The 25,937-nt window shown below is 46.5% G+C and carries 23 protein-coding genes, 2 pseudogenes and 1 riboswitch; of the genes and pseudogenes, 11 read left to right on the forward strand and 14 right to left on the reverse strand.

Features of this window, described 5'->3' with window-relative positions; translation table 11 throughout:
- The 4 genes and pseudogenes from ACTHSP_RS04905 to ACTHSP_RS04920 all read right to left on the reverse strand — a co-directional run.
- A pseudogene (locus ACTHSP_RS04905) lies at window positions 1-327 on the reverse strand ([protein-PII] uridylyltransferase); the annotation flags it as partial.
- Window positions 328-346: 19 nt separating this feature from the next.
- Entirely contained in the window at window positions 347-643 is a 297-nt protein-coding gene (locus ACTHSP_RS04910; protein WP_003680870.1) for a helix-turn-helix domain-containing protein, read from the reverse strand.
- 437 nt (window positions 644-1,080) lie between these two features.
- A complete protein-coding gene (locus ACTHSP_RS04915; RefSeq protein WP_440345736.1) occupies window positions 1,081-1,521 on the reverse strand; it encodes a TIGR01244 family sulfur transferase in 441 nt (146 codons plus the stop codon).
- A 78-nt stretch (window positions 1,522-1,599) separates the two neighbouring features.
- The gene (locus tag ACTHSP_RS04920) at window positions 1,600-3,351 is read right to left on the reverse strand and encodes a M61 family metallopeptidase (RefSeq protein ID WP_440345737.1); all 1,752 of its coding nucleotides are present in this window, start codon (window positions 3,349-3,351) and stop codon (window positions 1,600-1,602) included.
- 332 nt (window positions 3,352-3,683) lie between these two features.
- On the opposite strand from ACTHSP_RS04920, the gene ccoN reads away from it, so the two are divergent.
- From ccoN to ccoP, 4 genes are read left to right on the forward strand one after another with little or no spacing between them, the layout of a single operon-like run.
- Window positions 3,684-5,117 carry a cytochrome-c oxidase, cbb3-type subunit I gene (ccoN, locus tag ACTHSP_RS04925; protein WP_193699282.1) on the forward strand — a complete coding sequence of 478 codons (1,434 nt, stop codon included), beginning with the start codon at window positions 3,684-3,686 and terminating at the stop codon, window positions 5,115-5,117.
- A 23-nt stretch (window positions 5,118-5,140) separates the two neighbouring features.
- Window positions 5,141-5,752 (forward strand): cytochrome-c oxidase, cbb3-type subunit II, encoded by a 612-nt coding sequence (ccoO, locus tag ACTHSP_RS04930; RefSeq protein WP_003680866.1) that lies wholly within the window; start codon window positions 5,141-5,143, stop codon window positions 5,750-5,752.
- A gap of 4 nt (window positions 5,753-5,756) precedes the next feature.
- Window positions 5,757-5,924: a cbb3-type cytochrome oxidase subunit 3 gene (locus ACTHSP_RS04935; RefSeq protein WP_440345738.1), complete on the forward strand. Its 168-nt coding sequence runs from the start codon at window positions 5,757-5,759 to the stop codon at window positions 5,922-5,924.
- Window positions 5,925-5,954: 30 nt separating this feature from the next.
- A complete protein-coding gene (gene ccoP / locus ACTHSP_RS04940; protein WP_079454060.1) occupies window positions 5,955-7,298 on the forward strand; it encodes a cytochrome-c oxidase, cbb3-type subunit III in 1,344 nt (447 codons plus the stop codon).
- A 556-nt stretch (window positions 7,299-7,854) separates the two neighbouring features.
- Here the strand turns inward: ccoP and ACTHSP_RS04945 are convergent.
- The 8 genes and pseudogenes from ACTHSP_RS04945 to ACTHSP_RS04980 all read right to left on the reverse strand — a co-directional run bounded on the left by ACTHSP_RS04945 (window position 7,855) and on the right by ACTHSP_RS04980 (window position 15,935).
- Entirely contained in the window at window positions 7,855-8,475 is a 621-nt protein-coding gene (locus ACTHSP_RS04945; protein WP_070646683.1) for a DUF2238 domain-containing protein, read from the reverse strand.
- 106 nt (window positions 8,476-8,581) lie between these two features.
- A pseudogene (locus tag ACTHSP_RS04950) lies at window positions 8,582-9,570 on the reverse strand (phosphatidate cytidylyltransferase).
- A complete protein-coding gene (locus ACTHSP_RS04955; RefSeq protein WP_440345739.1) occupies window positions 9,567-10,274 on the reverse strand; it encodes a lysophospholipid acyltransferase family protein in 708 nt (235 codons plus the stop codon). The pseudogene ACTHSP_RS04950 and the gene ACTHSP_RS04955 overlap by 4 nt, the downstream one beginning before the upstream one ends.
- A 63-nt stretch (window positions 10,275-10,337) precedes the next feature.
- The gene (locus tag ACTHSP_RS04960; RefSeq protein WP_440345742.1) at window positions 10,338-10,712 is read right to left on the reverse strand and encodes a hypothetical protein; all 375 of its coding nucleotides are present in this window, start codon (window positions 10,710-10,712) and stop codon (window positions 10,338-10,340) included.
- 2 nt (window positions 10,713-10,714) lie between these two features.
- Window positions 10,715-12,001 (reverse strand): phosphatase PAP2/dual specificity phosphatase family protein, encoded by a 1,287-nt coding sequence (locus ACTHSP_RS04965; RefSeq protein WP_371464587.1) that lies wholly within the window; start codon window positions 11,999-12,001, stop codon window positions 10,715-10,717.
- A gap of 41 nt (window positions 12,002-12,042) precedes the next feature.
- Window positions 12,043-13,164 carry a PIN domain-containing protein gene (locus ACTHSP_RS04970; protein ID WP_049329005.1) on the reverse strand — a complete coding sequence of 374 codons (1,122 nt, stop codon included), beginning with the start codon at window positions 13,162-13,164 and terminating at the stop codon, window positions 12,043-12,045.
- A 129-nt stretch (window positions 13,165-13,293) separates the two neighbouring features.
- Entirely contained in the window at window positions 13,294-15,036 is a 1,743-nt protein-coding gene (locus ACTHSP_RS04975) for a bifunctional alpha/beta hydrolase/class I SAM-dependent methyltransferase (RefSeq protein ID WP_049352558.1), read from the reverse strand.
- 98 nt (window positions 15,037-15,134) lie between these two features.
- Window positions 15,135-15,935, reverse strand: a complete 801-nt coding sequence (locus ACTHSP_RS04980) for a PP2C family protein-serine/threonine phosphatase (protein ID WP_049352560.1) — start codon at window positions 15,933-15,935, stop codon at window positions 15,135-15,137.
- Between the two features lie 231 nt (window positions 15,936-16,166).
- Between ACTHSP_RS04980 and ACTHSP_RS04985 the strand changes: the two genes are divergently transcribed.
- Together ACTHSP_RS04985 and ACTHSP_RS04990 are read left to right on the forward strand one after the other, a co-directional pair.
- Entirely contained in the window at window positions 16,167-16,451 is a 285-nt protein-coding gene (locus ACTHSP_RS04985; protein ID WP_049352562.1) for a PepSY domain-containing protein, read from the forward strand.
- A gap of 381 nt (window positions 16,452-16,832) precedes the next feature.
- Window positions 16,833-18,479 carry a Pycsar system effector family protein gene (locus ACTHSP_RS04990; RefSeq protein WP_440345743.1) on the forward strand — a complete coding sequence of 549 codons (1,647 nt, stop codon included), beginning with the start codon at window positions 16,833-16,835 and terminating at the stop codon, window positions 18,477-18,479.
- A gap of 140 nt (window positions 18,480-18,619) precedes the next feature.
- Here the strand turns inward: ACTHSP_RS04990 and ACTHSP_RS04995 are convergent, their stop codons facing one another.
- Window positions 18,620-19,219, reverse strand: a complete 600-nt coding sequence (locus ACTHSP_RS04995; protein ID WP_049352567.1) for a CDP-alcohol phosphatidyltransferase family protein — start codon at window positions 19,217-19,219, stop codon at window positions 18,620-18,622.
- Window positions 19,220-19,290: 71 nt separating this feature from the next.
- A riboswitch (PreQ1 riboswitch) is annotated at window positions 19,291-19,336 on the forward strand.
- A gap of 3 nt (window positions 19,337-19,339) precedes the next feature.
- Here ACTHSP_RS04995 and queC point away from each other — a divergent pair.
- A complete protein-coding gene (queC, locus tag ACTHSP_RS05000) occupies window positions 19,340-19,999 on the forward strand; it encodes a 7-cyano-7-deazaguanine synthase QueC (RefSeq protein WP_440345740.1) in 660 nt (219 codons plus the stop codon).
- A gap of 95 nt (window positions 20,000-20,094) precedes the next feature.
- On the opposite strand, the gene ACTHSP_RS05005 is transcribed toward queC, so the two are convergent.
- A complete protein-coding gene (locus tag ACTHSP_RS05005) occupies window positions 20,095-21,198 on the reverse strand; it encodes a L,D-transpeptidase family protein (RefSeq protein ID WP_049352571.1) in 1,104 nt (367 codons plus the stop codon).
- 139 nt (window positions 21,199-21,337) lie between these two features.
- On the opposite strand from ACTHSP_RS05005, the gene rlmD reads away from it, so the two are divergent.
- The 4 genes from rlmD to ACTHSP_RS05025 all read left to right on the forward strand — a co-directional run bounded on the left by rlmD (window position 21,338) and on the right by ACTHSP_RS05025 (window position 25,937).
- The gene (gene rlmD, locus ACTHSP_RS05010) at window positions 21,338-22,663 is read left to right on the forward strand and encodes a 23S rRNA (uracil(1939)-C(5))-methyltransferase RlmD (protein WP_049352573.1); all 1,326 of its coding nucleotides are present in this window, start codon (window positions 21,338-21,340) and stop codon (window positions 22,661-22,663) included.
- A 124-nt stretch (window positions 22,664-22,787) separates the two neighbouring features.
- The gene (locus ACTHSP_RS05015; RefSeq protein WP_049352575.1) at window positions 22,788-24,263 is read left to right on the forward strand and encodes a hypothetical protein; all 1,476 of its coding nucleotides are present in this window, start codon (window positions 22,788-22,790) and stop codon (window positions 24,261-24,263) included.
- A gap of 23 nt (window positions 24,264-24,286) precedes the next feature.
- Window positions 24,287-25,390 (forward strand): response regulator transcription factor, encoded by a 1,104-nt coding sequence (locus tag ACTHSP_RS05020; RefSeq protein WP_003684312.1) that lies wholly within the window; start codon window positions 24,287-24,289, stop codon window positions 25,388-25,390.
- Between the two features lie 10 nt (window positions 25,391-25,400).
- Entirely contained in the window at window positions 25,401-25,937 is a 537-nt protein-coding gene (locus ACTHSP_RS05025; protein WP_049328997.1) for a GTP-binding protein, read from the forward strand.

A 25,937-nucleotide genomic window follows, 5' to 3' on the forward strand; every position in this document is an offset into this window, starting at 1 on the left:
GGCCGGATTGAGGCGTGCGTCCCAAAGGGTTTGGATAAATTGGGCGGTTTGTTGTTGCAGGCCGTCTGAAAATGGGGCCGAGGAAATAATCGCTAAATCCCAGTCGGAATGGGGATAGAGTTCACAACGCCCAAAGCCGCCGATGGCAATGAGACTGATGTCGTTGCTGTCGGGGAAGTGGATTTGCCAGAGGGTTTGCAGCAGGGTTTCGGCAGCGGCGATATGGTCGCGGAAGTAAACGGTAGGGCGGTTGTTTTGGCGGTAGGCAGTTTCTGCTGCGACTTTTTGCTGCTGGTAAGTTTGGATGGCTTGTTGGGCGGCGGTCATGATGGTATCTGGTTGTGAATTAGGCTTGGGTATCCGCAGGCTCGGTCATTTGGCGGAGCATTTCTTGCGGTGGAAGGAGGAGTTTGTAAGGGGCGATTTTGAGTGCGGATGCGATTTTTTCGATGTTGGAAAGGGCGATGTTCCAGCGTTTGCGCTCAACGGCGGAAACGTAGGTACGGTCAAGTCCGCATTGGCGTGCCAGTTCTTCTTGCGACCAGCCGTGATTGACGCGATAGAGGCGCATGTTGTAAGCGATAACGGCACGGAGGTCTTGCGGATCGGGCAGGCTTGGAGGGGGAGTGAGTTTATTGACCATGGTATTTTGAGTTTGTGGTTTGAACGATAAGGGGATTTTATACTATTTTTGTGAGGGGAAAGGAAAGGCCGTCTGAAAGTTTTCAGACGGCCTTAAAGGGGGTAGGTATAAAAAAAAGGGGGTGGCTTTCGGCCACACCCAAACACACACACATCAAGAGGAAAGAAAAATCATTTAATAAGAGAGCTGGCTCTTATAGGGGAAAACTGGAGGATTCGGGCTTGACCCTGAAGCATTGAAAGGCATTATAAATGAAAATAGGGTTGGGGTATTGATACAGGTCAATTCGGGCTTGATTTAGAAAATATATTTTTAGGATAGTGGAAATAAATTAAAAATAAGGTTTGATTGTGAATAAAAGTCATTAGGCCGTCTGAAAGAATTGGTTTCAGACGGCCTGATTGGTTTAAAGGCTGCTACTTAATATAAATTAAGTATTAAGCCAAACCTTTATCTTTGGCTTCTTGCAGGCGGGCTTCAAAGCTGCTGAGGTTGACGCCCGCCTGCTCGGCTGCGGCAACTACTTCGGCTACGGATGCGCCGTGTTGCACTTGATGATAACCCCAAAGCAAGGAGCAGCGAGTGCCGGTACGGCAGAAGGCAAGGATAGGAGCCGGAGATTGTTGCAACAGATTTTGGAAGGCTGCAACATCGGCTGCGTTGATTTGAGGCGCAACAACAGGCTGGTGTGAGAATTGGTTGATGCCGGCTTCTTTAAACCAGTTTTGTACTTCGGCAAAAGCCGGTTGGTTTTCTTCTTCGCCGTCCAGGCGGTTGCAGATGACGGTTTGGATGCCGAGACGTACGGCTTCTTGGACATCGGCTTCGGTCAGTTGGGGGGCGATATAGAGGGAGTCGGTCAGTTTACGGATGGGCATAGTTTTTCCTTTCTTTATATTGAGCGGATATGTAGATTTCAGACGGCCTAGAAAGTGGCAGGCCGTTTGAAGTTTTATTTAATGATTGTACAACCAGTTTTCGAGTTTTGGGCGATCGGTAATGTGTAGCAGGGCGGTATTGGCTTCTGCTGCTTGAACTGTGATACTGGTTTCGCGCAACAGGCCTTGGCGGAAGAAATGGATGGTGGTGCGCGTGCCGATAGGCAGTTTGCTCCACTGCGCTGCAAGGTCGTTGCAGGCATAGCCGCCTAAGGCGATGATTTTGTCTTGCGGGCAGAGTCCGGCATTTTCTGCGCTGCCGCCATTAAATACATGAGTCAGGACGGCATGGTCGCTGTTTTGTTTGAAACGTGCGCCCAAATCATTGGAGGGGGCAACCGATTGGGGTTCGCTGGCAAATGCTCCGCCGTGCTGGCGTGGCAGGGGAATAAAGTCGAGTTTGACACCTACGCTTTGCAGACATTCTGCGAGCGGAAGGTCTTCGGTGCTGTATAAGGCCGTCTGAAAGAAGGTTTCTAAATCTAAACCGGTTATTTCTTGGCAACGGGTTTGCCAGTGTTTTTCGGGTATGCCTTGATGGGTGTTGCACCAGTCGCGATAGTGTTGCTGCATCACGCTATCGAGGGTGTATTTGCCTTGGCTTTTTTCACGGATGATGAGGTCGAGGCAAAGTGCGGCCAGTGCGCCTTTTTGATAGTAGCTGACGATGGCGTTGGGGCTGTTTTCGTCTTGTTTGTAGAACTTGTCCCATGCGCTGAAACTGGATTGGGCAAGTGTTTGTTTCAGACGGCCTTGTGTCTGCTGTACGCGTGTGATGCCTTGTGCAAGCAGGGTAAGGTAGGCTTCGGGGCTGATGATTTTGCTTCGGGCAAGAAAGAGGTCATCGTAGTAGGAAGTAATGCCTTCAAATGCCCAAAGTTGCTCGGTGTAGTTTTCTTGGTCGAGATTGTAAGGTGCGAAGACGGCCGGTTTGATGGATTTGACGTTCCATGCGTGGAAGTATTCGTGGGAGAAGAGACCGAGCAGTTCGGTATAGGCTTTGTCGGCTTCGCCCATGTCGTAAGATGGCAGACTGTGGCGGTCGGCAAGAAGGGCGGTGCTGCTGATGTGTTCCAGTCCGCCGTAGAGGTTGTCGCCCAGATGTAGTAGGAAAAGGTATTCGGTAAACGGGGCAGGGGAGGGGAACATCGCCAACTCGGTTTCGCAGATTTTTTGAATATCGGCGAGGAAGCGGGCGCGGTCGAAATCGGGGTAAATACCACTTAATGCAATACGGTGGGGGATGTCTTGTGCTTCAAAGTCGAGGAATTCGATGATGCCTGTTTCAACGGGGTGATCAATAAGCTCGGTATATGATGCCGTCTGAAAAGTGGTCGCCGAAATTTGGGGCAGGGTTGTGGCTATCTGCCATGTGTGTGGCAGGGTAGGAAATTCGACTTGGTGCGGTTGTTCCTCTTGTCCGTGTACTTTTAAGAAGAGGCACGCGCCATCGAAAAAGCCGCGTTCGGTACTGAGGAACGAGCCGCGAACAGACAAGTCGAATGCGTAGACGGTGTAGTAAATTTCCCACGCTCCACTGAGGGCCGGGGTTTGCCAATGGTTTTTGCTGGTTTGCGTCAGCGGCTGGGATTTGCCGTTGCAGCGTGCGCTGATGTGTGTGATGTGGCGGGCAAAGTCACGGATGAGGTAGCTGCCGGGAACCCAGTTGGGCAGGCTGATTTCTGTTTCAGAATCATTGGGTTGAGTGAATGATAAGGTGATGTGCCATTCATGAGACAGAAAGTTAGGGGTAATTTTGTAATTAATCATAGCTATTGTATAGTTTGCTAAAGTTTATTAAGGATAAGTGTTTTTAAAGGTTAGGTTTAATCTATATCAATAAATCTGTACGAAAAAGGGGGCTTGAAAAAATGCTGTGCCCGATTTATTGGATATGTTCAAATAATTTATTGATTATAAAAGAAATGAGGTTATGTCTCACTAAAGTTTTTATGCAATATGGAATGTAATTTTGCTTGGCATGTTGTAGTGTCTATGTTAAATTTAGAAAAATTTGAGCCTTAGCCGTATTGCGCTTTTCATAAACGTAAGGGTTGGGGTGAGATAAAAATTTTTTATACCCATAATTTATGGAGACTTCCATGGACACACAAACTTATAACTACAAAGTGGTGCGCCAGTTCGCCATCATGACTGTAGTTTGGGGTATTGTGGGCATGTTGGTCGGTGTAATTGTAGCCGCCCAATTATTTGCTCCATCCCTTGATTTATCTGAAATTGGACCTTGGTTCCACTTTGGCCGCCTGCGTCCGCTGCATACCAATGCGGTTATTTTTGCATTCGGTGGTTGTGGTCTGATCGGTACATCATACTACGTTGTTCAACGTACATGTAATACCCGTCTGTTTGGCGGTTGGTTGCCTGCATTTACCTTCTGGGGTTGGCAGGCTGTCATCGTGGCTGCGGCTATCAGCTTGCCTATGGGTTATACCCAAGGTAAAGAATACGCCGAGTTGGAATGGCCTATCGACATTTTGATTACGCTGGTGTGGGTTGCCTACGCTATCGTATTCTTCGGTACGATTGCCAAACGTAAAATCAAACATATTTACGTTGCCAACTGGTTCTACGGCGGCTTTATCTTGGCTGTTGCGCTGTTGCACATCGTCAATAATATCAGCATCCCTGCCGGTTTGATGAAATCTTACCCAGTTTACTCTGGTGCGATTGATGCGATGGTTCAATGGTGGTACGGCCACAATGCGGTGGGCTTTTTCCTGACAGCCGGTTTCTTGGGTATGATGTACTACTTCGTACCAAAACAAGCAGGTCGTCCTATTTACTCTTACCGCTTGTCCGTTGTTCACTTTTGGGCTTTGATTTTCACTTATATGTGGGCAGGTTCTCACCACTTGCACTACACCGCATTGCCTGACTGGACTCAATCTTTGGGTATGGTATTGTCTTTGATCCTGTTCGCACCTTCTTGGGGCGGTATGATCAACGGTATTATGACTCTGTCTGGTGCATGGGACAAACTGCGTACTGACCCGATTTTGAAATTCTTGATCGTATCTCTGTCCTTCTACGGTATGTCTACCTTCGAAGGTCCGATGATGTCTATCAAAACTGTTAACGCTCTGAGCCACTACACTGACTGGACTGTTGCACACGTTCACGCCGGTGCATTGGGTTGGGTAGGCTTCGTAACCATCGGTTCCGTTTACTATATGATCCCACGCCTCTTCGGTAAAAACGAAATGTACAGCACCAAATTGGTTGAAGCGCATTTCTGGATTGCAACCATCGGAGTGGTTCTGTATATCGCCGCGATGTGGATTGCCGGTGTGATGCAAGGCCTGATGTGGGGTTCTCTGAATGCTGACGGTACTTTGACTTATTCGTTTGTAGAGTCAGTTAAACGTACCATGCCTTACTACATGATTCGTTTCACCGGCGGCCTGCTGTACCTGAGCGGTATGTGTATCATGGCATACAACGTTTACCGTACAGCCATCAGTGGCAAAGCGGTTGATGCCGAGATTCCCGCGGTGTCTCAAACCCAGCACCACTAAAAACATAAGAAAAGGCTACCAAAATGAAATTACAACAATTAGCTGAAGAAAAAGTTGGCGTCCTGATTGTATTTACCCTGCTTGTAGTCAGCGTAGGTCTGTTGATTGAAGCCGTGCCGCTGTTCTTCTCCAAGGCTGTAACCCAACCTATTGAAGGTGTGAAACCTTATAACGCTTTGCAAGTGGCCGGTCGTGATATTTACGTACGCGAAGGCTGCTATAACTGCCACTCTCAAATGATTCGTCCGTTCCGTGCAGAAACCGAACGTTACGGCCACTACTCCGTTGCCGGTGAGTCTGTTTATGACCATCCGTTCCAATGGGGTTCCAAACGTACCGGTCCGGACTTGGCTCGTGTAGGCGGCCGCTATTCCGACGAATGGCACCGCATCCACTTGCTGAATCCGCGCGACGTTGTGCCAGAGTCCAATATGCCTGCTTTCCCATGGCTTGCCCGCAACAAAGTCGATGCCGAAGCAACAGTGGCACATATGAAAGCCCTGCGTAAAGTCGGTACGCCTTACAGCGATGAAGAAATTGAAAAAGCTCCTGAAGCTTTGGCAAACAAATCAGAGCTGGATGCGGTGATTGCATACCTGCAAGGCTTAGGCTTGGCATTGAAAAACGTAAGGTAACATCATGGACGTGAACTGGGTTCGCTCGCTCTTTACTGTTTGGGTTTTTATCAGTTTCATCTTAGTGCTTTATATTGTTTTTAATCGACGTAATAAAAAGAACTACGATGATGCTGCCAACAGTATTTTTGACAATGATGATAAAGGGTCGTCTGAAAAAGACGGGCGATAACAGTTTAGTCCGTGATCACGGAGCAAAAGAATGAACACAACATCCCAATTTACCAGCAATTTCTGGAATATATACATTGCAGTTATTGTCGTGCTCAGCTTTATCGGCTTGGCATGGCTGCTGCTTTCCCAAAACGTTGTGAAGCGTCCTAAAAAGGGCGAAGAAGTCAAAACGACAGGTCATGAATGGGACGGTATTGAAGAATACAACAACCCGCTGCCGCGTTGGTGGTTTTGGCTGTATGTCTGCACTTGGACCTTCGGTATCGGCTATCTGGTCATGTATCCGGGTGTCGGTGACTTTAAAGGTATCTGGGGCTGGACTAGCCACGGTCAGTATGAAGAAGAGGTTGCCAAAGCCGAACAGAAATACAGCCAAATGTATGCTAAGTTTGCCAAAATGCCGATTGATCAAGTGGCTAAAAATCCTGAAGCACAAGCTATCGGTCAAAACCTTTTCAATACCTACTGTATCCAATGTCATGGTTCAGATGCCAAAGGCTCTAAAGGCTTCCCAAATCTGACTGACGACGACTGGCTGTGGGGCGGCGAACCTGAAAAAATTCAGGAAACTATTGAAAAAGGCCGTACTGCCGCCATGCCTGCATGGGGTCCTGCTTTGGGTGAAGAAGGCGTGAAAAACGTAACACAGTATGTTATGTCTCTTTCTAAACCTAAAGGTCAATACGACGAAGAACGTGCAGAACGCGGTAAAGCCCTGTTTAGCGGCCCACCTGCCAACTGTTTCACTTGTCACGGCGACAAAGGTCAAGGTATCCAAGGTCTTGGTCCGAACCTGACTGACGATGTATGGTTGTGGGGCGGTACTCAAAAAGCGATTACCGAAACCATTACCAACGGCCGCAGCAGCCAAATGCCTGCTTGGGGTCACTTCCTCGACAAAGACAAGCTGCACATCATGACTGCTTACGTTTGGGGTATGTCTAACAAAGACGGTAAAAAAGCTCCTGCTAAAAAAGCTGAGCCTGCTCAAGCTGCTCCAGCAGCCGAAGCATCAGCCCCTGCAGCTGACAGCGCAGCATCTGCCGCTCCTGCTTCAGATGCTAAAGCTGCTCCGGCTGCTGAAGCCAAACCTGCTGAAAAAGCAGAAGCGGCTCCGGTTAAGGTAGATGGCAAAGCTGTTTTTGAAGCCAACTGTAAAACATGTCATGGCGGTATGATTCCAGGCGCTCCTGTCGTAGGTAAAAAAGAAGACTGGGCTCCTCGAATTAAGCAAGGTAAAGACACTTTGCACAAACACGCGCTTGAAGGTTTTAATTCAATGCCTGCCAAAGGTGGCAACAGCAGCTTGAGTGACGATGAAGTTAAAGCTGCTGTAGACTTTATGGCAAACGAGTCTGGCGCGAAATTCTAATTTTGAGTCAGATTGAAAAAAAGCGTACCTAGAAAGGTACGCTTTTTTATATTTGATAAAACCGATGAGAAAAGACATATCAAAGAGGCGAAATATATAAGGCCATCTGAAACATTCAGACGACCTTTGTTCTTGATCCAACCCAAATTAATCAATCCAAAGTAGGCGTACTGCGTTTCAGGAACTACTCACTGAAAGATTATTCGACATTGTCGAGTAAATTTTGGTGATTTCTCACAATTCCATATTACTTTTAATTTGCAATTTGCGGTTAAAAAAGGTGTCATGATCTTCTATACGCATCATCATACGCATAGAATCTATACCGTTGTCGGCAAATCTTAGATCAGGCTGGCCGACAAAATTGTTATTAATGAAGCTTTCTGTATTGGTACTAGCGCACTTTGATGTCGATATTTAAAACTTTATATTCAACTTGATGGTCGACAACCCACTCCAATTATTGTCAACCAATGTTCCAACATACCAATAGAAAAATGAAAAAGGCCGTCTGAAAATCTGGTTTCAGACGGCCTTTTGCTGTAAAGGGGTAGATTTAAGAGAAACCCAAGCGTTTATCGGGTCGGGTAAACACAAAAATAAACAGAGAAGTTAACGCGCCCAAAGTATCGGCAAGCATGTCTTTTTGCGCGTCCCAAATATCGCCTTGAGAACCCAAAAATTCCAGTCCGGCTTCTCCGCCGTCGATGACAGCATATTGCCATTCGATGATTTCATAGGCGGCAGCCACGCTCATAATGAAGAACAGGGAGAAAAATAAGGCCAACGGCAGGTTGCACAGCTTGCGGCGTAGCAGCCATTCAGCCATTGGATAGGCATAAAAGCCGATGATGTAATGGGCAATACGGTCGTAATGATTGCGGTTTTCGCCCAAAATTGGCTCGACAAAGCGGTTGATGGATTCAAACGGTACATCTGCAAAAGTGTAGTATGCACCGATGGAATGCATGATGAGCCAGAAACTCATGAATAAGTAGGCCAGGTTGCTGAATCGGAAAATGCGGTAGGTGGCAACCAGAAGGAAGAATACGGATGCTACGGGAATGATTTCGGCGTACCAGACTGCGCGGTCATGGGGATTGATACCTGACCAAACAATGAGGGCGAAGATAATCGTAGCAAGAAAAATGGGAAAGATTGGAGAAGGTTTATTCATGTTGTGTGTGTAATAACAATGGTCGCGTATTGTATAACGAATTGGTAGGGCTGGCAGTTTCATATATTCAAGGCCGTCTGAAAACAGCTTTCAGACGGCCTGAAGTTTAGCCGTTCCAGAAATAACGGGTGATGTGGAAAAACACGGGTGCGGCAAAACAAATCGAATCCACGCGGTCAAGCATGCCGCCGTGGCCACGTATCATATTGCCCCAGTCTTTGACACCGTAATCGCGTTTGATGGCAGACATAACCAGGCCGCCAAAGAAACCCATCAGGCAGACGATAAAGCCGATAACGGCTGCTTGGCCGTGGGAAAACGGCGTAATCGGCGCCATCAACGCGGCAATGGCAGTGGCCGATAAAATACCGCCGACAGTGCCGGAAATGGTTTTGGACGGGGAAAGCGAGGGCATGATTTTTGCACCGCCAATCAGTTTGCCCCAAACGTATTGCAACACATCTGATACTTGCACCACGCCAATCAGGAAGATCAGCAACAGGATATTATTGCTGTTATCGAAGCCGTCCAAATCTAGAAACATCAGCGCCGGAACATGGGACAGACAGAAGATGCAAATCATCGCCATCCATTGCGTTTTGGCGGCGCGTTCCAAAAAGTGCGCGGTTTGGCCGCTGAGGCTGGCAATAATCGGCAGTATCAAAAAGCCGTAAACCGGAATAAAAATGCTGAACATGCCGTACCAGCTGTCATAGACGAAATAGTATTGCACCGGCAGCAGCAGATAAAAGCAGACCACCATGCTGTAATAGTCGCTGCGGCGGCGATAGACGAGGGTCATAAATTCGCGCAGTGCGGCAAATGAAATCAGGAAAACAGTACAACCGTCCCGATTTTGCCGAACCAAAACGCACCCAGCAACACCAGCGTCATCAGCCACCATGCGTAAATGCGGGCATTGAGGTTGGCGATGGTGGCATTATCGGCGCCGTTTTTGCGCTTGAGCCATTGTCCGATGATGCTGGCAAAACACAATACGGCAAATACGCCGACAAAAATATAGCTGGCTTGCGGAGTCAGATGAGCGGCGGCCTGTTCGACAATAATTTGTTGGGAAGTCGTAGAAAGGCTCATGCTTGTCCTCCTTTGTTTTGATGGACTTCAGATTCATTTTGGCGAAGTTCGCTGCGGTCGTTTTCAGACGGCCTGAGTGCCAGCAGCGCTTCACGGCTGCGTGTCAAAAAGCTGTCTTTGTCTTCGTTTTCCTGCAAAGTAAGCGGCTGTCCGATATGGACTTCACACAAAAGCGGTATAGGCAGGATTTTGCCTTTGGGCAGTACGCGGCTGATGTTGTCTATCCAAATCGGCACAAATTCGGTATCGGGTTTGCTTTTTGCCAAATGATAAATGCCGGACTTGAATGGCAGCAGGATAGTGTTGTCGTCAGTATTGCGCGTGCCTTCCGGGAAAATAATCAAAGAGTCGCCTGCGTTTAGCGCGTCTTTCATCTGTTCGGTAATTGCTTGCGGATTATCGCTATGGCGCGGAATCAGCAAGGCGTTGAAAACGTTTTGAATGATGAAGCGTTTGAGTTTGCTTGTCAGCCAGTAATCCGAACCGGCGACTGGGCGCGTGGACAAGCGCCAGCGGCGGGGTAGGGAAATCCACACCAGCACAAAATCGCCATGGCTGCCGTGATTGGCATAATAGACCTTTTGGTGCTGATTGAATGTCCGTTCGTGCGGACTTTTAGGACGGACGCCCGTAAGAAAAGAGACCGACAGACACAAGGCTTGGTCGGTCAGCCAGGCAAGTTGTTTTTTGAGGAAGTTTTTCATTGTTTCTGCCTTTGGGAGTGAGATACCGCTAAGGATTTGGTTTGGGTAAATCAGCAAAAATAATCAAATGCTTTGGATAAGCAAAATTAAAAATTGTGCGGCGGTCAGGTATAAGTTTTTGCGCCATAAGGAAAGTGCGCCGTTTATCCGTTGGGTCAACGTACGGCTGCCTGAAATTTGATGTAAACCGTTTTGTTGTAAGGATTGGTCGAAGTCTTCAGGAGAGTAGCGGTTGTCGGCAAAGTCTTGGAACACGCGGTGGTCGAAGTGAATGCGGATATGGCAGTACAGCAAAACCGCTGCCAAGACAAGTTGCACCGCAAACCATGCGCCGCCATATTTTGCCGACAAGGCGAGCAGCAAGGCGTTGCAGGCGGCAACATAATGTGTGGTAGAGAGCAGGTGGGCAGTAATACGGCTGTCGGTTGCGTTGTTCATCATTATCCTTGTTTTAAACGGTTGGCAGCAGCTTCGACTGCTTTGGCAGTGGCCGGCGATAATACCATTTGCGGCCGAACCTGTTGGAGTTCGGCCTTCGCTTGCGCCAAGTCTTTGCAGCCACCATAGACCAGCAGCCACGTCAGCACCACTGCGGCACTTCTTCCATAACCCAAAGCGCAACATACCAGCACTTTGCCGTGTTTTTGGCGCAAGGTTTCCAATATCAAGGCCGTCTGAACCAAATCGTTTTTAGACGGCGTTACCATATCCAGTAAAGGCAGGGAGCGATATTCTCCTTGATAGCTACGGCAGGGATATCCGGCGCATACATCCAATACGGCAGGCAGATGGTTTGAAATCCCCAAAACGCTGCCAATCCATACATCATTGCGGACTTGTGCCGTTTTCGCTTTACCGCGTAACCAATACGCCATGTTTAGCCGTGCGCCCACCAGATAAGGCAACAGCAAAACCGTCGCTGCCGTCGATAATTTACCGTTAGCCTGTTTTTGGAATACGTTTGCATTTCCAGTCAAATAGGCAAAGGCCACCATCAGCAAAGACACGCTAATCCATATCAACCACAGCCACGCGCCACCCAGCAGCGCAGGTAAAGCCATTAAACACGCGCCAAGCAAATACAGCAGCGCAATCTTTCTTGAGCGTACATCACTTGAGTCCAGTCTTAACGGCGAAGTCATCTGACGCGGGAAAGCCCACAACACCAGCCAGCCAAGCAATGCTCCGGTCGGCACGTCAATAAAATGATGTTGATAAGTCGTCAGTACCGACAAGGCAATCAGGCTTTGCCATACGAAAAGCGGCAGGCGGATTTGGGGAAAGCGCGTCCAATAAAATGCACCCACGATAATCGCCAACGCAATATGCAAAGATGGCGCTTGGTTGTATGGCAAATCAAATGCAGCCAATGAATCAAACAGCCAGCCTGACAGCCCATCAGCAGGCGGTTTAGCCCACCCGAAACGCAGCGGAAACAGCACAAAGCAAGCAGTCGCAATCAGTTGAGCGGCTACAAGGTGCACTACATATCGGTTTTGCTCATGAGTATCACGACAAAGAAAAAATGCCGCGGCATACATCAGGTTTAGCGACCAATAAGGCACAATCGTCCATGCCCAAAACGGAATATTGCTCTCCCATGCAAAAGCGATTTCAGGCACATAGTCCAGCGATGCCGCATAATGGTTGGACAGGCCGTAGCTGGTATAAAACAGGATACCGACTAAAATCAGCTTGAGTAGGGAGGTTTTGAGGGAGGATTTCATGGGTACGTTAGTTAATAATTGAATATTTTGATTCCGTAAACCTATTTGAGATAAGTGATATTCGTACCATTAATGCTAAGAACTTTTTTATCCAGTAGATGCTGTAATAGTTTTTCAGTTTCATAATTATTGGATTTTGCATGTGCTTTAATAGTGTTTCGTAATGTACTGACTTTACCTGGGCGTTTGGATGGTTCAACTGATAGTGCGGCAATTACTTTTTTCCACATGGTCTCATCAGGTAAATGGGCTATTTTCTTTTGAGGTATGGGATTAGTAAGGGCAAATGGAGCATATTCAATTTTTCCATTGTTTTGACGAATAAGGTTTTGTTCACGCATATAGCGTGCAAAAGTTTGAATATCACCTTGACTTATAGTGAGTGAGAGAGCATTTGCACGTTTCTGTACAGCATCTTGAAAATCAGTATAAGTTTTGGGTTTGATATTCAAAATATAACGTTGGATTTTCTGTAATAGATCATTGTCACTGATGTGGTAAATCACTATACCTTGCTCATCAACACTAATTAAGTTTTGTGTTTTAAGTTTATTAATAATATGAGCAGTTGTTGTTTCGCATTCTTCGTCTGTTTTACCTTGAAATTGTTCACGTAAAATATATTTACACAGATTTTGTTGCAAATTATGTAAGCGAGATGGAAGAAAAGCGTTGGGCTGACGCAAAGCAGTTAAGGCTGCTTGAAAATAAGGTGCTAATGACTGAGGTGGTGTGAGGGAATTTTCAGGTTGAGGGTGGGGTTCTAGCAGTTTTGTTGGAGGTGTAGTATTAATTTTTGTGTGCTGCACTTCATCTATATTTGCTAAGCGTACAACACCTTTTGCCTCCTGCTTTTCTAAGATATGTTCTACTAAGATATCGTAACCACCATCACGAGAAAGTATACCAATTTGAGCATCTGTATCTGTAGCGATAATTTTTCCAAGATAATAAGAAAGATAAAAATCTAATGCGTTTTTGCCTGATTTCTGTAAGTGAATAAGATGGACACGTTCGCCAAATGGAAGCAATGATGCCACTAAACTAATGGGTAATGATTTATGTTGTGTGCCTAAAAATAACCAAATATGAGTATCTTCAGTTGGTAATTTATCTAGATTTTGCGGTTGGATATTTTCAAAGTCGATAAGTAAGTGTTTCATAGTATTATTTAATTGGGCTGACGTTTATACCCAAAATCCCTTTTAATATTATTTTTGTTGAGTTATTAATGCCCAACTTATATACCAGGCCGTCTGAAAGTTAAAAAATTGTTCAGACGGCCTTTATTTTTATTTCTTCACTGCCAAGCTCACGGTGAAAATACCGTCTTCGTCTATCCACTGATGGATTTTTTCAAAACCGGCTTTTTCAACCAGCTGATCCATTTCCTGCTGACTGCGGCGGCGCATTACCCAGTTTGGGCAGCCTGCTTTGTGGCTGGTCAGGGCGCGGGCAATCATTTCCAGTTGCGGATGCCACGGCTGGCCGGTGTAGATCAGGTAGCCGCCGGTTTCAATGGCTTCGCCGAAACCGTAGAGTGAGTTCAAAATCAAATCGTTGTCGGCAAACAATTCGTGCAGGCCGGAGACGATGCCCAGCGTTGGACGCGGCTGTAAATCGTGATAATTGGCGCAGTCGTAGGCATTGACCTCATTGAAGGTTACCGTGTTTTGTAAGCCACGATCGGCAATCAGCTTGCGTCCGGCTTCGACATTAATCGGACTGTAATCGCGCAAGCGTACGGAATCAGGCAATGTGTCGGCAGTCAGGGCATCCAATACATAGCGGCCATGACCGGACGCAATATCCAAAACGTGTACCGGTTTGCCTGCTTCGCGCAGTTTGGCTGAGGCCGTCTGAATGGCTTTGCCGATATTGACTTTGCGTTGGCGAATGCCGCGCCAGCCAATGGCATTGAGATAGTATTTGTCCACCCATACACCGAAAGCATTGCTGCCTTGCGGTTGATTGCGGTAGACGTAATCCAGCGTGCTGCCTGAATCAAAACCTGTTTCTTGACCGATTCTCAAGCCTTCACTCCAGCGCGAACCCAGTTTGAGCGAGGCGCGATATGTCGCCCAAAATGCGCCGCGAGGCGTACAAATAGGCAAAGGCGTCGCCAGTTCGTCAGCTTCTCGACGACTGTCTCCAAATAAGTGTGCTTGAGTCAGATCGACTTGTTGCAAAGGCTGATTGAAACGCTCGCGGATAAAACGGCGCATTTCGATAAACGCGATTTCACGGTTTTGCTCGCCTAAGGTGTCGTGGTAGAAACCGGGCAGGATATGGCGTTCTTTAATATGGCTGCCCAAACGGTTGTAGAAATCGTGTTGCGGTTTATGATGAACAACCCAATCGCTGCCTGAAATCAACAGTTGTACAGGCGTAGTAATGGCTTGCGCATCGGCAACCACACGTTCAGCCGCTTCATATAAACCCAGCAGGATGCGCACAGAAATAGCGCGGGCAATCAGCGGATCATTGTCGTAGCTTTTTTGACGTTCGACATTGTGGGTCAGATAGTGGGCTTTGACATAGCTGTTGACAAAGAAATTGCCACGCCATTTTTGCATCATTTTCAAACCGGTACGGGCAAACGGAACATAGAGCTTGACTTTGAACGCAGGCGAAGCCAATACGGCGCAACGGATTTTCGGCGCGTAATCGTGCAACCAAGTAGAAACCAATACCGCTCCGACACTTTGCGCAATCACGCAAATGTTTTCAGGTTTGATGCCGTATTCGTTTTGGATGTGTCGGATAAAATCATCTACGTCTGAAACCGAAGTGCCGATGCTCGGACTATCGCCGCGTTCACCAGGGCTGTAACCATGACCACGCGCATCCCAAGCAAAATAGGCAAAATCATCAAAACCCAGCTCATCGGCAACAAACATCATCCGGCCGGAATGCTCATGTCCGCGATGGAACAGCACAATGGCTTTGTCGGAAGAACCATCGGCAGCAGGGCGATAGCGGTAGAAAAGCGAAGTACCGTCTTGGGTAGAAAAGTATTTTTGCTGTTCGGACATGAGAAACTCCTAATAGTCATGTTTTTTGAACAGTATCATGACATATCGGACGAATGCAATGATGGAGAGAAATGGTAAAAGATGGTTTCAAATTTCACTTAAAACGGATGATAGTGATTGTTAAAAGGTTGGATAGAGGGTGTTTGGATAATCTTACAAACTACTACCGACATATCATCATAAACTCTTTGTTTCGCAATTAATTTACGAAACACAGTCAGACGGGACTTATCGTTATCATATTGTTGCCAAATTTTTTCTCTTATTTCTTCTGAAAGAGCATCACTTAGGCCGTCTGAACAAAGCAGCAGGCTTTCTCCTGCTTTAAGCGTAAGTTCGATATGGCACATTTTGTCTTGGAATTCGGAATAATCTGCTGCTAGATAAGAAGAAACGCCGCCATATATGGTGGCGAACTCTTCTTCTTTTTTATCCGACAAACCATCCAGCAATTCGGAGAGTATCGAGTGATCTTGGGTCAGTTGCTTCCATTTTCCTTGTGTATCAATCAAATAGGCGCGGCTGTCGCCTACGCTGATGATTTTGGTTTTGCCGGTGGTTTGGTCGATTTCTGCGGCAACAAAAGTGGTTGATGAACCAAAATAATCCTCTGCCAATTCTGCGGATAAAACGGTTTGTACATGATTGATGGTTTGACGGCTGAGTTTGGCTGTACGGCTTAATAGGTGCATGGCTGATTTGCTGGCTTTTTTGGGACGGTTGCTATTAGAAATACCGTCGGCTATCCCGATGATAAAGCGTGGACGGGTTTCAAGGCGTGTTTCAGCGGTTTTGAGTTTATATTGAAACACTTGTTCGCCGTTAAAAAGGGCATCTTGGTTGTGTTGTTTGTTGCTGCCGATTTGTTGGCAAAAAGTAATTTCGCAAAATTTGTTCATGATTTGTCCATTTGTTGGGTGAATATTCGCTGCAGGCTTTTCATCGTTTCTAACCCTCCGGATTTACATTTGTGCAATACGTTTGAAATTTGATGATTAAGAATCAAGGCCGTCTGAACAGTTTTCAGACGGCCTTTACTGTGTTTAACCAAGCACTAATTAACTGCTAATTTTGTCATGTTTTAATACATCCATCGAAACCCGAATACACATTTTAAAAGGAAATCAAACATGAAAAAATTCTTATTGACTGCCATCGTTGCTTTGTCTGCCACTACTGCCGGTGCCAGCGATTACATCGAACACAAAATTTACAGCGACAAAAACTTCGAGCAAAACCGTGCTAAAGCCGTAAGAATGTTGGAACAACGCGGCTATCAAGTTCACGATGTTGATGCCGATAGCCGTCGAGGTCAGCCTGTGTTGGAGGTTGAGGCTTTTAAAAATGGCCGTGAGTACGACATTGTTTTGTCTTACCCTGATTTGCAAATTATCAAAGAGCGCATCGATTATTAATATTTCGATATAAAGTAGATTGTCGCAGGGCTTTTGGTCCTGCGACAGTTTGCTATTTAGGCATTTAAAGAATGTAAACAGCATGTAAATTACCTGAAATAAATGAACTAAATATGTTTTTTATTTTCCATGTAGTTCAAAGTGTTTGATGTTGGGAGTCATAATATGAGTTTGAATGATTGGAAGGAAGATGGTCAGCCGAAGCAGATAGGCGACCAAGAAAAACCTTTAAACGACGGCGCAGCTGCCGAATCCCAACAGGATGTTGATTTTTGGGATCACAGTCAAAACAGTGTGGTTGAAAACGAAGTTGAGGTTGTGGCTGACGCGGTAGAAATTCAGGAAGCAGTAGAAGGTCAGGATGTAGTTGAACATCCTGAAATGCCGTCTGAAAAAAACGAGAAGAAAGTCAAACGTAAAAAAGACAAGGCGAAAAAGAAAAAAGATAAAGCCGAAGATTTGAATGCGTCTGATCTGTTGGGTACGAATAAGGGCGTGGAAACCATGTTCCGTAACGCCGTACGCTCGGAGATGGAATTGTTGGCGCTAGCGGCAACCAAAGCGAACATTATGATTTCGCTGAATGGTTTTATTGTTTCTGCGCTGATGATTTCGGGCGCGTTTATTTTTTCATCGTCGCCCGAATTTTTGATTCCGGCCAGTACGTTTATGATTACTGCCGCCGCGTCTATCGTGTTTGCATTGCTTTCTGCTTCGCCGGAACGTATCGGCAAAATGCAGGCAGCGCGTACATGGTTTAAGGATTTTATCCGCGGCCGTTCGAAACTGCGGGATTTGAAAACCCGCCTCAGCAGTACCGAAACACGCTTTTTTGGCGGCAGCCAACCCAATATTTTGATTTATGAAGACCGTGTGAAACTGCAAAAAGATCAATATTGGGAGATGATGCAGGAAATTATGGGCGACCGTAAACAAATCTATGAAAAGATGAGCGACCATCTTTACTGGCTCGGTTTGTTGGCGGATAAGCAGTTCAAATACATTAATTTATCTTATGCGGTATTCCGCTGGGGTTTGCTGGCTTCGCTGGCGGCATTTATCGGTGTGAAAACACTGCCGTCATTGCTGATGCCTCCGGCCAACAATGCGGCAGAGCTGCGTTCGCTGGGTATCAATATGTTTAACGGCGTATTTGAGCCTTCTGCTGTACAACAGCTCCCGGATGGTAAGTTGCTGATCGCGGAAGACGAACCCAACCATGCGTTCAGTATCATCAGCATTGATAAAACCGGCAGGTTTGTGGAAGACGAGGCATTGGATACACGCGTGATTACCGGTTTCAAACGTCGGCTCAGCGATTTGGAGGCTTTGGCTCGCGACGATGAAGGCTTTATCTACGCGCTGACTTCACACTCGCGCACCCGTAAAGGCAACCGTTCGCCTGACCGCGAACACCTGATGCGTTTTAAAATCCAAGACGGCAACGTGTTGGGGCTGACCAGCTACGACAATCTGACGCAGGTTTTGGAAACCGATCACAAGCTGCATGATTTGATTCGCGAGCGAACCAAGGCAGAAGTTTCTTTTGAAGAAATCAATATTGAGGGCATGGCGTTTGATCCGGTGAAAAAACGTCTTGTTTTGGGATTCCGTGATCCTGAGTTCAACAACATGGCTTTAGTTGCGTTTATCAGCAATCCGAAAGATGTGTTTGAGCGCAATGCCAAGCCTGAGTTTGATGAAGTGGCCGTGATTGATATTGATGGCGGCGGTATCCGTTCCCTCAACTATGATCCTGTGTTGAAAACCTACGTGATTGCCAATGAAGTGAAGGATGAGAATGGACAGAAATTCTCACAACTGTGGACTTGGAGCGGTAATCCGACCGATGAACCGCAAAAAATCTCTCTGCCTAATCTGCAACACATCACCAACGTTGAGGCCGTCGATTCGATTACCGTTAACGGCAAGCCGCAGATGATTCTGATGGGCGATGAAGGCAATGCTTCGCAGAAAATTACTGCCAAGTATATGTTGGTAGATTACAGTCAACTGGGTAAACAGTAAGTTATCTTGGCTACTGGATAAAAGGCCGTCTGAAACCATAAACTTTATGGTTTCAGACGGCCTTTTTGTTTTCATTAAAACGAGGAGATGGGTTTAAATACTCTAATCAACGGTGATTAACCCAAGAACGCGGACAGGTTTCAGACGGCCTTCAAGCCATTGATGACACGTTTGTAACAGGTATAAACCAATGCCGCGCAGGCCAGCCACATAAGGATATAGAAAGTCGAATGGAAGCTACCGTCGATTGCATACCATACGGCCAATGCGCCGATAAAGAATGCGCGGTCACTTTTGCCGAATGGCCCGTCATAACGACGGCCGTTGCCATGGACTTGTCCCAAAACGCCGCAAAACTCAGTCATTGCCGCCAGCCAAATAAACAGGGCGATTTGCACGCCGCCGAAGGGAACGATAAAGGCAAAAGGCAGATACAAAGCAGCATCGGCGGCAATATCGGTGATTTCATTCAAATAACCGCCTAATGCCGATTGCTGGCCGAACTCCCGTGCCAGCATGCCGTCCATTGCATTCAGCGCCATGCGGACAAACAACCAGATCGGCAAAAGCCAGAATAATGTGGATACACCTGCAAACAGTGCTAAAAGCAAACCGATCAAAATGGAAACGGCGCAGGCAAACAGGGTGACCTGATTGGCAGTAATACCTTTTTGATACAGCCGCTTAACCATGGGGAGCAACAGGTTTTGAAATTTTGGTTTCAGGGCGTAGATGCTCATAATTATGCTATATAAAAGAAAATGAAGTGCCGTGATTATAGACGAAATCCGTTATAATCCGTCAATCTTCGAATCACGCGGTTCGCAAACCTCCCGCGTTAACAAAACTAGGAATTTACTATGGAAAAACAGCAGGTACTCGTTATTTTTTCGGGCGGGCAGGATTCAACAACCTGCTTGATTCAGGCAATTCAAACATATGGCCGTGAAAATGTGCAGGTCATCACTTTTCAATATGGACAACGCCACGCTATCGAATTGGAGCGAGCGCGTTGGATTGCCCAAGATTTGGGTGTGAAGCAGACCATACTCGATTTGAGCCTGATGCAACAGATTACGCATAACGCCTTGATGGATGATAAGGCATACATTGAAACAGCTTCAGACGGCCTGCCCAATACATTTGTAGATGGACGCAATGCTTTGTTTTTGCTTTACGCCGCTATTTACGCCAAAGGGCAGGGAATACGCCATATCATTGCCGGCGTGTGCGAAACCGATTTTTCGGGTTATCCCGACTGTCGCGATGTGTTCGTCAAGTCGATGAATGTCACGCTGAATCTGGCCATGGATTACGCTTTTCAAATTCACACGCCCTTGATGTATTTAACCAAAGCGCAAACATGGGCGCTGGCGGATGAAATGGGTGTGTTGGATTATATTCGCGAGCACACACATACCTGTTATAACGGCGTGGTCGGTGGTTGCCATGAATGCCCAAGCTGTATTTTGCGCGATCGCGGTTTGTCGGAATATTTGGAAAGTAAAAAGGCCGTCTGAATTAAGAGGTACATCTATTTCCAATATCCAGTTGTGCGAAAAGGCCGTCTGAAAAATTCATTTCAGACGGCCTTTGGCTATGTATTTTGTTCTGCTTAGAACAGCACATCTGCCGGTTCGCTGCTTGTCGGAGCATCTTTCACAGGAGAAGAAGCAGGGGCAGTAGCTGGTTCAGAAGCGGCTTTAGGTGCAGGGGATGGGGCAGTAGCTGGTTCGGAAGCGGCTTTAGGTGCGGAGGTAGGAGCATCCGCCGGAGTGGTTACCGGTTTGGCCGCAGGTTTTGCCGGTTTCACCGGAGTCGGACGAACGATTTGTTTCGGTTCGGATGCTGCCTTGTTTGTATCGTCGGTAGCATCAACTTCGATTTCAGTGCCTTGAGGCAATACCACATCTTTAGCAGGAGCCGGTTTCGGCATGACTTTAGGTTTACTGTAAGCATCCGTGCCGCTGGTCCATGCCAAAGATTTCAAAGGCGATTTGAGTTTCACGCCTTTGGCGCAGGTCAGACAGTTTGCTGCGCCGGTGCGCCCTTTCAGGATTGCATCCACACGCGCGGCAGGAATGGTTTTACCGTGCGCTTTTGCCCAGGCGGCAATGCTTTTTTTCAGGGCAGCCGTATCAAGGTTTTTCTTGTCATAAGGGTCACGATAGGCAGCCAGCCACAAGTTTTGGTTGGCATCTTCGTTCAGGCTTGCCATTTGGTAGATAACGGAGGCAGGAGAACCTGTTGCGATGGTTTTGGCGAATTCCAATGCATCAGGCGATTTCATGCGCACGCAACCATGGCTGCGGACGCCGGGTACGCTGGCAGGGGCATTGGTGCCGTGGATACCAAGGCTTAATTTAGGGTCGCCAAGACGGACAAATACGGGACCCAGCGGGTTATTTGGGCCGGCCGGTACGCTTTTTACGCCGTCATTGCGTTCTTTTTGGATCGATTTAGGGATATGCCAAACCGGGTTGTAGGCTTTTGCACCGATTTTATGTTCGCCCAGGTTGGTTTGGGTCATGGCTTTGCCGACGGCAACAGGATAAATTTTGCTCAGTTTGCCGTTGTTGTAGAGGAACAAACGCTGTTGCGTAATATTGATAACGACGTGTTGTCCGGAAGAGGCGGGGGAGACGTCTGGAATAAGCGTGTTTGCAGCAGCGGCTGAAGTTAAAAGGGCGGCGGTCAGGCCGAACAGTATTTTTTTCATGTCGTCTTTTTTTGTAGGGTTTGAAATGAAAGTTTTTGGCGCATGATACCTGAAACTCTGTGTTTTTGTGAGAAAATATGCGCTTTCGGTATTGGAAGACAGTCAAACGGTCGGGTAGCGGCTGCGTGGCGGAAACGGTATGGGTGTGAAAGAACAGTATCAAGAAACGGAAGTTTTTTCTTTGGATTATGAGGGCAGGGGTGTTGCCAGAGTCGATGGGAAGACCGTATTTATCGGCGGTGCGCTGCCTGGGGAGCGTGTAACGTTTGTCAGACATAAAGAGAAAAAGCAGTTTGCCGAGGCTCAAGTTGAAAAGGTTTTGAAGGCTTCTTCCGAACGTGTCGAGCCCGCATGTTGCTATTTTGATACATGTGGCGGCTGTTCGCTTCAACATGTTTCTTTCGGAGCGCAAGTTGCATTAAAGCAACGGATTTTGGAAGAACAGTTGGAACGGATAGGTAAGGTCAAGCCGGAGATAATTTTACCCCCTTTATATGGTTACTCCTGGTATTATCGCGATAGGGCGCGTTTAAGTGTTTCGGTGGATAAGCAAGGCCGTCTGAAACTCGGTTTTCAGGCAAAAAAAAGCCATGATGTCGTCAATATCCGCCATTGCCATATTTTGCCTAAGCATGTGTCCGATAGATTGCCTGATGTCCGCAATTTGCTGCAAAAGCTGCATGATGACGGTGTAAAAGTGAAATTTGTTGAGTTTTATTGCGGGAAAAATGTGACGGTACTCAACATTCGTTTCGTAAATCAACCGTTTGAACAAATATTAAGCGAATTGTGTAATTGGTTTGATAAGATATTGTCGGGTGCTGAAAAGGCATGGCAAATATGGTTGCAGGATCATGCCGAGTCCTTGCCGTTTTACCCTGAGAACGCGCCTCCCCTGAACTATACTTTTGCTCAATTTGATGTGGAAATGCCTTATAAGCCTGGTGATTTTACGCAGATTAATGCGCAGCTAAACGAAGTGATGGTGGCAAGGGCTGTCAGACTTTTAAACCCTCAAAAAGGGGAGCGGATTGCCGATCTGTTTTGCGGTTTGGGCAATTTCAGTTTGCCACTGGCAAAAAGTGGCGCATCGGTTGTCGGTATTGAAGGTGCCGATTATCTGGTAGATAGGGCAAGGGAAAATACTCGTCTGAATCGTTGTGCCGAGAATATGACGTTTTCTGTTGCAGACTTATTCGATACCGATGAAAAGACTGTTGAGTCGTGGGGACGATTTGACAAGATGTTGCTGGATCCGCCGAGAAACGGGGCTTATGCTGTTGTCAGATCGCTACACAAGCCGTTTTTGCCTCAGAAGATAGTGTATGTTTCGTGTAATCCATCAACATTTGCACGAGATGCCGGTGTCTTGGTTGATAAGGGCTATAAGTTTAAGGCGGCAGGAATCATGAATATGTTTGCGCAAACCTCGCATGTTGAATCCATCGGTGTGTTTGAGTTGTAAATTGGTATCAAGTCCTTTATGTGAGTAGGGTTTTTAATGTAAAAATGAGTGCATTCATGTTATCATCATTCGTTTGGGGAATTAATAACGTTGAAGTTGCGTGTAAAGCAACAGATGTTAATAAATGCAGTTTGCAGCACAAGACCGGGAGGTGTTCTTGAACTATCAACTTTTAACTATTTTTTTGCTGGTGCTTTTTTTGCTGGTGTTGGTTTTTGTTCGTCATAAACAAAGTAACAATTCAGACAAACAAAGCGCACATGCATCAAAAAGCGGCCGTACGTCTGCTGCTCATACAGCCTCCTCTGAGGATGGAAACGACTGGATTGAGAAAGTCAACCAGACAGTTTCCAATGCGGATAATCAAGACTGGGAATGGGGTGGAAGCGGCTCAAACGATGCAACAGCTTCTGTTTCCGCACAAGAAGTCGATCCGTTGACCGAATATCAGGTTTATAAACAGTTCGGCTATGAGAGCAAAGCAGCGGAGTCTTTGGCCGGTTATCTCAATACTTTGGAAGACGGTGCTCCGGAAAAGCTGGTTCATGAATTAATCGGTTTGAATCTGCGTGTCGGCAATATCGACATGCTGGCGGATACGCTTGAGCGTCATAGTGCCTCCCTTTCTGAAGACGGCGTAGCCGAATACCTGAAAGCCGGTCTGGCTTTGGATTCTACTAACCTGCGCCTGCGTGTTTTTGCCGAGCATCATCTTGGTTGGAATATGCAGGAAGTGGACCGTCAAATTGGCGAACAAAGCGGTTTGGAAGTTGCTTCCGACGAGCATATTGCCTTTGAGAACGACTCGGTTGAGCGCATTGTCGTTCCAGGCATGGGCAAACGTGCGCCTATCGTATTAGGCAAGAAAGATTTTGGCGAAATCAGCCCTGAAGAGATGGGCGCGGTTATTGGTTTTGCCAAACCGGAGCGTAGTGCAAAAATCTTGAAAGACAAGATTAGCTACGAGACTGCTTTGCATCAATACAACAAAGCAATCCAAACTTCTGCGAAGCCCGCTGGTCTCATTATCGATGCCTTGCGTCTGGATTATCAGAATGAAGAAGTAGGGCAGTTTGCCAAGCATCTGTGGAAGCTTTACCACTCTTTGGGTCAATATGGCCGTCAAGTAAAAGAACGTATGCTTGGTTGGGGTTATAACCTTGGTTATCACGAAATTTTTGATGATTTGGAAAAAGGGCCGTCTGAACAGCAAATTAAAGAGATTGGCTTGAAACGCGGTTACATTCAGCCAAGTTCTTTGCAGATGAAAGCCAAATATCGTGAGTTGGTTCAAAAAGACTCTTCAGTTATCAGCGCCAGCTCTTCACCAGCTGATGAGGCTCTGAAAGAAGTGGAATCTTTGTTGGCTTATGGTCAATTGGATTTGGCCATCGGTACTTTGGAACAGGCTGTTTTGCAGTATCCTCAAGAATCGCAGTTGTACATTATCTTGTTTGATTTGTACGAACGCGTTGAAGATTGGGGACGTTTAGAACAATTTCTGCGCTTGTTGCGTGAGCGTGTTGTCAGCCTGCCTGAAGAGGTTGTCTTGGCAATGAGCCGTCTCTTGCAACGAATGAACCAATATTCAAAAAAATAAGATAATCGTAGAAAGTACGAGTGATGAATAATCATTTACCAAAAATTAAAACCATACGGGTTATGTTACAGGAGATGGGCGAGCAACAGCAGGCGGTATTCCGTATGGCATTTAAAATGCACAATACGACGAATTACGTCATCGTTTCCCCTGACTCTGATGAAAAACCGGATTTGGTATTGGTTGATACCGATACTCCGGCAGGTTTAGAAGCTTGGAAAGAGTCGAAGAAAACTTATCCGGAAGTACCTGTGGCTATGTTTTCTTCCGAGTTGCCGACAGTAACGACTCCTTATTTGGCTAAGCCGGTCAAATTCGATACCTTGTTTCCTGTTTTGCGCAGCCTGGCTCAAGGCGGCAATGTTTTTGAGCCGTCTGAACAACAAGCGGCTGAAGAGAATAAAAGACAATCAAATTCAGATGGCACAAGAAAAGCAACCATTCGCCGATTTAATCCAAATAAAGGCTTGTTGGGCGCGCTAAAATTTGCCAGTCAAGGACACCAAGATATTGCTGTCTTGCATGAAGGCAAGCCGATATTAATCGTGTTTCCTAGCATCCAGCGAGTACTGTTGACAGTCAGTGCCAACGAGTTGGAGAAATTGTGTAAGAACGATAACTTGGCTGTCGTGTGTAAGGCTGTTCCTGATAATCCTCAATGGAAAGAAAAAGCCAAAGTTACCATTATGTCATGCTTGTGGCAAATGGCTATTTGGACTGCATCAGGCCGTCTGATTTATCCGATGACGCCGCAAACTGTCTTTACACTCAAGCGGTGGCCAAACTTAACCCGTTTGGCACATGTTCCAGAATCTATGCGTTTGTCGGCATTTCTGACGAAAACGTCTGTTAATCTGAACATCCTCTATAAAGTCATGCCTTTAGAAATGCCTGATATTTTGAACTATTTATCGGCAACATATATGACAGGCTTTTTGGCGACAGATACAGAGTTTGCAACTGATGCGAACAATACGCCTTCATTGAACGAACAGATTGATGTGAATAGCAAAGACGTACCTGAAACAGCAATGAGCAAAGAGGCTCAAAAAATTGCCGGTCCGTCGAAAGAACAACCTCGCGGCCTGTTACAACGCCTGATGCGTAAGTTGCTGGGTAAATCGTAAAGGACACGTCATGAAAGAAAATAAAATTATCTTTACCGGTCCTGTTGGCGTAGGTAAAACCACTGCAATTTCAGCTTTATCTGATGAACCTCCGGTTCAAACCGATGCATCCGCATCCGATATTACACTTGTCCGTAAGGGGTACACGACTGTGGCGATGGACTACGGTGTCATTCATTTGGATAAGGAAACTAAGGTTCACCTGTATGGTACGCCTGGTCAGGAGCGTTTTAATTTCATGTGGGAAATTCTGAGCCAAGGCAGTATGGGCTTGGTGCTTCTTTTGGATAATACAAGAAGCAATCCATTGAAAGACTTGCAATTCTTCTTGGATGCATTCCGGGAGTTGCTGAAAAAAGCGCCTCTGGTTGTAGGGGTAACGAAGATGGATATCCGATCCTTACCAAGCGTGGATGTTTATCAAAAATATTTAGCACAGAATAATTTTAATGTACCGGTTTTTGAGATTGATGCGCGTCGAAAAGACGATGTAAGACAATTGGTTACTGCCATGTTGTTCTCAATTGACCCCGGATTAGAGGTATAA

This window comes from Neisseria sp. P0001.S005 (genome assembly GCF_051963715.1).

What these genes read in the sequence shown, in the direction of transcription:
- ACTHSP_RS04910 (WP_003680870.1), bottom strand. Translation starts at nt 643, where the DNA reads ATGGTCAATAAACTCACTCCCCCTCCAAGCCTGCCCGATCCGCAAGAC.
- ACTHSP_RS04915 (WP_440345736.1), bottom strand. Translation starts at nt 1,521, where the DNA reads ATGCCCATCCGTAAACTGACCGACTCCCTCTATATCGCCCCCCAACTG.
- ACTHSP_RS04920 (WP_440345737.1), bottom strand. Translation starts at nt 3,351, where the DNA reads ATGATTAATTACAAAATTACCCCTAACTTTCTGTCTCATGAATGGCAC.
- ccoN (WP_193699282.1), top strand. Translation starts at nt 3,684, where the DNA reads ATGGACACACAAACTTATAACTACAAAGTGGTGCGCCAGTTCGCCATC.
- ccoO (WP_003680866.1), top strand. Translation starts at nt 5,141, where the DNA reads ATGAAATTACAACAATTAGCTGAAGAAAAAGTTGGCGTCCTGATTGTA.
- ACTHSP_RS04935 (WP_440345738.1), top strand. Translation starts at nt 5,757, where the DNA reads ATGGACGTGAACTGGGTTCGCTCGCTCTTTACTGTTTGGGTTTTTATC.
- ccoP (WP_079454060.1), top strand. Translation starts at nt 5,955, where the DNA reads ATGAACACAACATCCCAATTTACCAGCAATTTCTGGAATATATACATT.
- ACTHSP_RS04945 (WP_070646683.1), bottom strand. Translation starts at nt 8,475, where the DNA reads ATGAATAAACCTTCTCCAATCTTTCCCATTTTTCTTGCTACGATTATC.
- ACTHSP_RS04955 (WP_440345739.1), bottom strand. Translation starts at nt 10,274, where the DNA reads ATGAAAAACTTCCTCAAAAAACAACTTGCCTGGCTGACCGACCAAGCC.
- ACTHSP_RS04960 (WP_440345742.1), bottom strand. Translation starts at nt 10,712, where the DNA reads ATGAACAACGCAACCGACAGCCGTATTACTGCCCACCTGCTCTCTACC.
- ACTHSP_RS04965 (WP_371464587.1), bottom strand. Translation starts at nt 12,001, where the DNA reads ATGAAATCCTCCCTCAAAACCTCCCTACTCAAGCTGATTTTAGTCGGT.
- ACTHSP_RS04970 (WP_049329005.1), bottom strand. Translation starts at nt 13,164, where the DNA reads ATGAAACACTTACTTATCGACTTTGAAAATATCCAACCGCAAAATCTA.
- ACTHSP_RS04975 (WP_049352558.1), bottom strand. Translation starts at nt 15,036, where the DNA reads ATGTCCGAACAGCAAAAATACTTTTCTACCCAAGACGGTACTTCGCTT.
- ACTHSP_RS04980 (WP_049352560.1), bottom strand. Translation starts at nt 15,935, where the DNA reads ATGAACAAATTTTGCGAAATTACTTTTTGCCAACAAATCGGCAGCAAC.
- ACTHSP_RS04985 (WP_049352562.1), top strand. Translation starts at nt 16,167, where the DNA reads ATGAAAAAATTCTTATTGACTGCCATCGTTGCTTTGTCTGCCACTACT.
- ACTHSP_RS04990 (WP_440345743.1), top strand. Translation starts at nt 16,833, where the DNA reads ATGCCGTCTGAAAAAAACGAGAAGAAAGTCAAACGTAAAAAAGACAAG.
- ACTHSP_RS04995 (WP_049352567.1), bottom strand. Translation starts at nt 19,219, where the DNA reads ATGAGCATCTACGCCCTGAAACCAAAATTTCAAAACCTGTTGCTCCCC.
- queC (WP_440345740.1), top strand. Translation starts at nt 19,340, where the DNA reads ATGGAAAAACAGCAGGTACTCGTTATTTTTTCGGGCGGGCAGGATTCA.
- ACTHSP_RS05005 (WP_049352571.1), bottom strand. Translation starts at nt 21,198, where the DNA reads ATGAAAAAAATACTGTTCGGCCTGACCGCCGCCCTTTTAACTTCAGCC.
- rlmD (WP_049352573.1), top strand. Translation starts at nt 21,338, where the DNA reads ATGGGTGTGAAAGAACAGTATCAAGAAACGGAAGTTTTTTCTTTGGAT.
- ACTHSP_RS05015 (WP_049352575.1), top strand. Translation starts at nt 22,788, where the DNA reads ATGCAGTTTGCAGCACAAGACCGGGAGGTGTTCTTGAACTATCAACTT.
- ACTHSP_RS05020 (WP_003684312.1), top strand. Translation starts at nt 24,287, where the DNA reads ATGAATAATCATTTACCAAAAATTAAAACCATACGGGTTATGTTACAG.
- ACTHSP_RS05025 (WP_049328997.1), top strand. Translation starts at nt 25,401, where the DNA reads ATGAAAGAAAATAAAATTATCTTTACCGGTCCTGTTGGCGTAGGTAAA.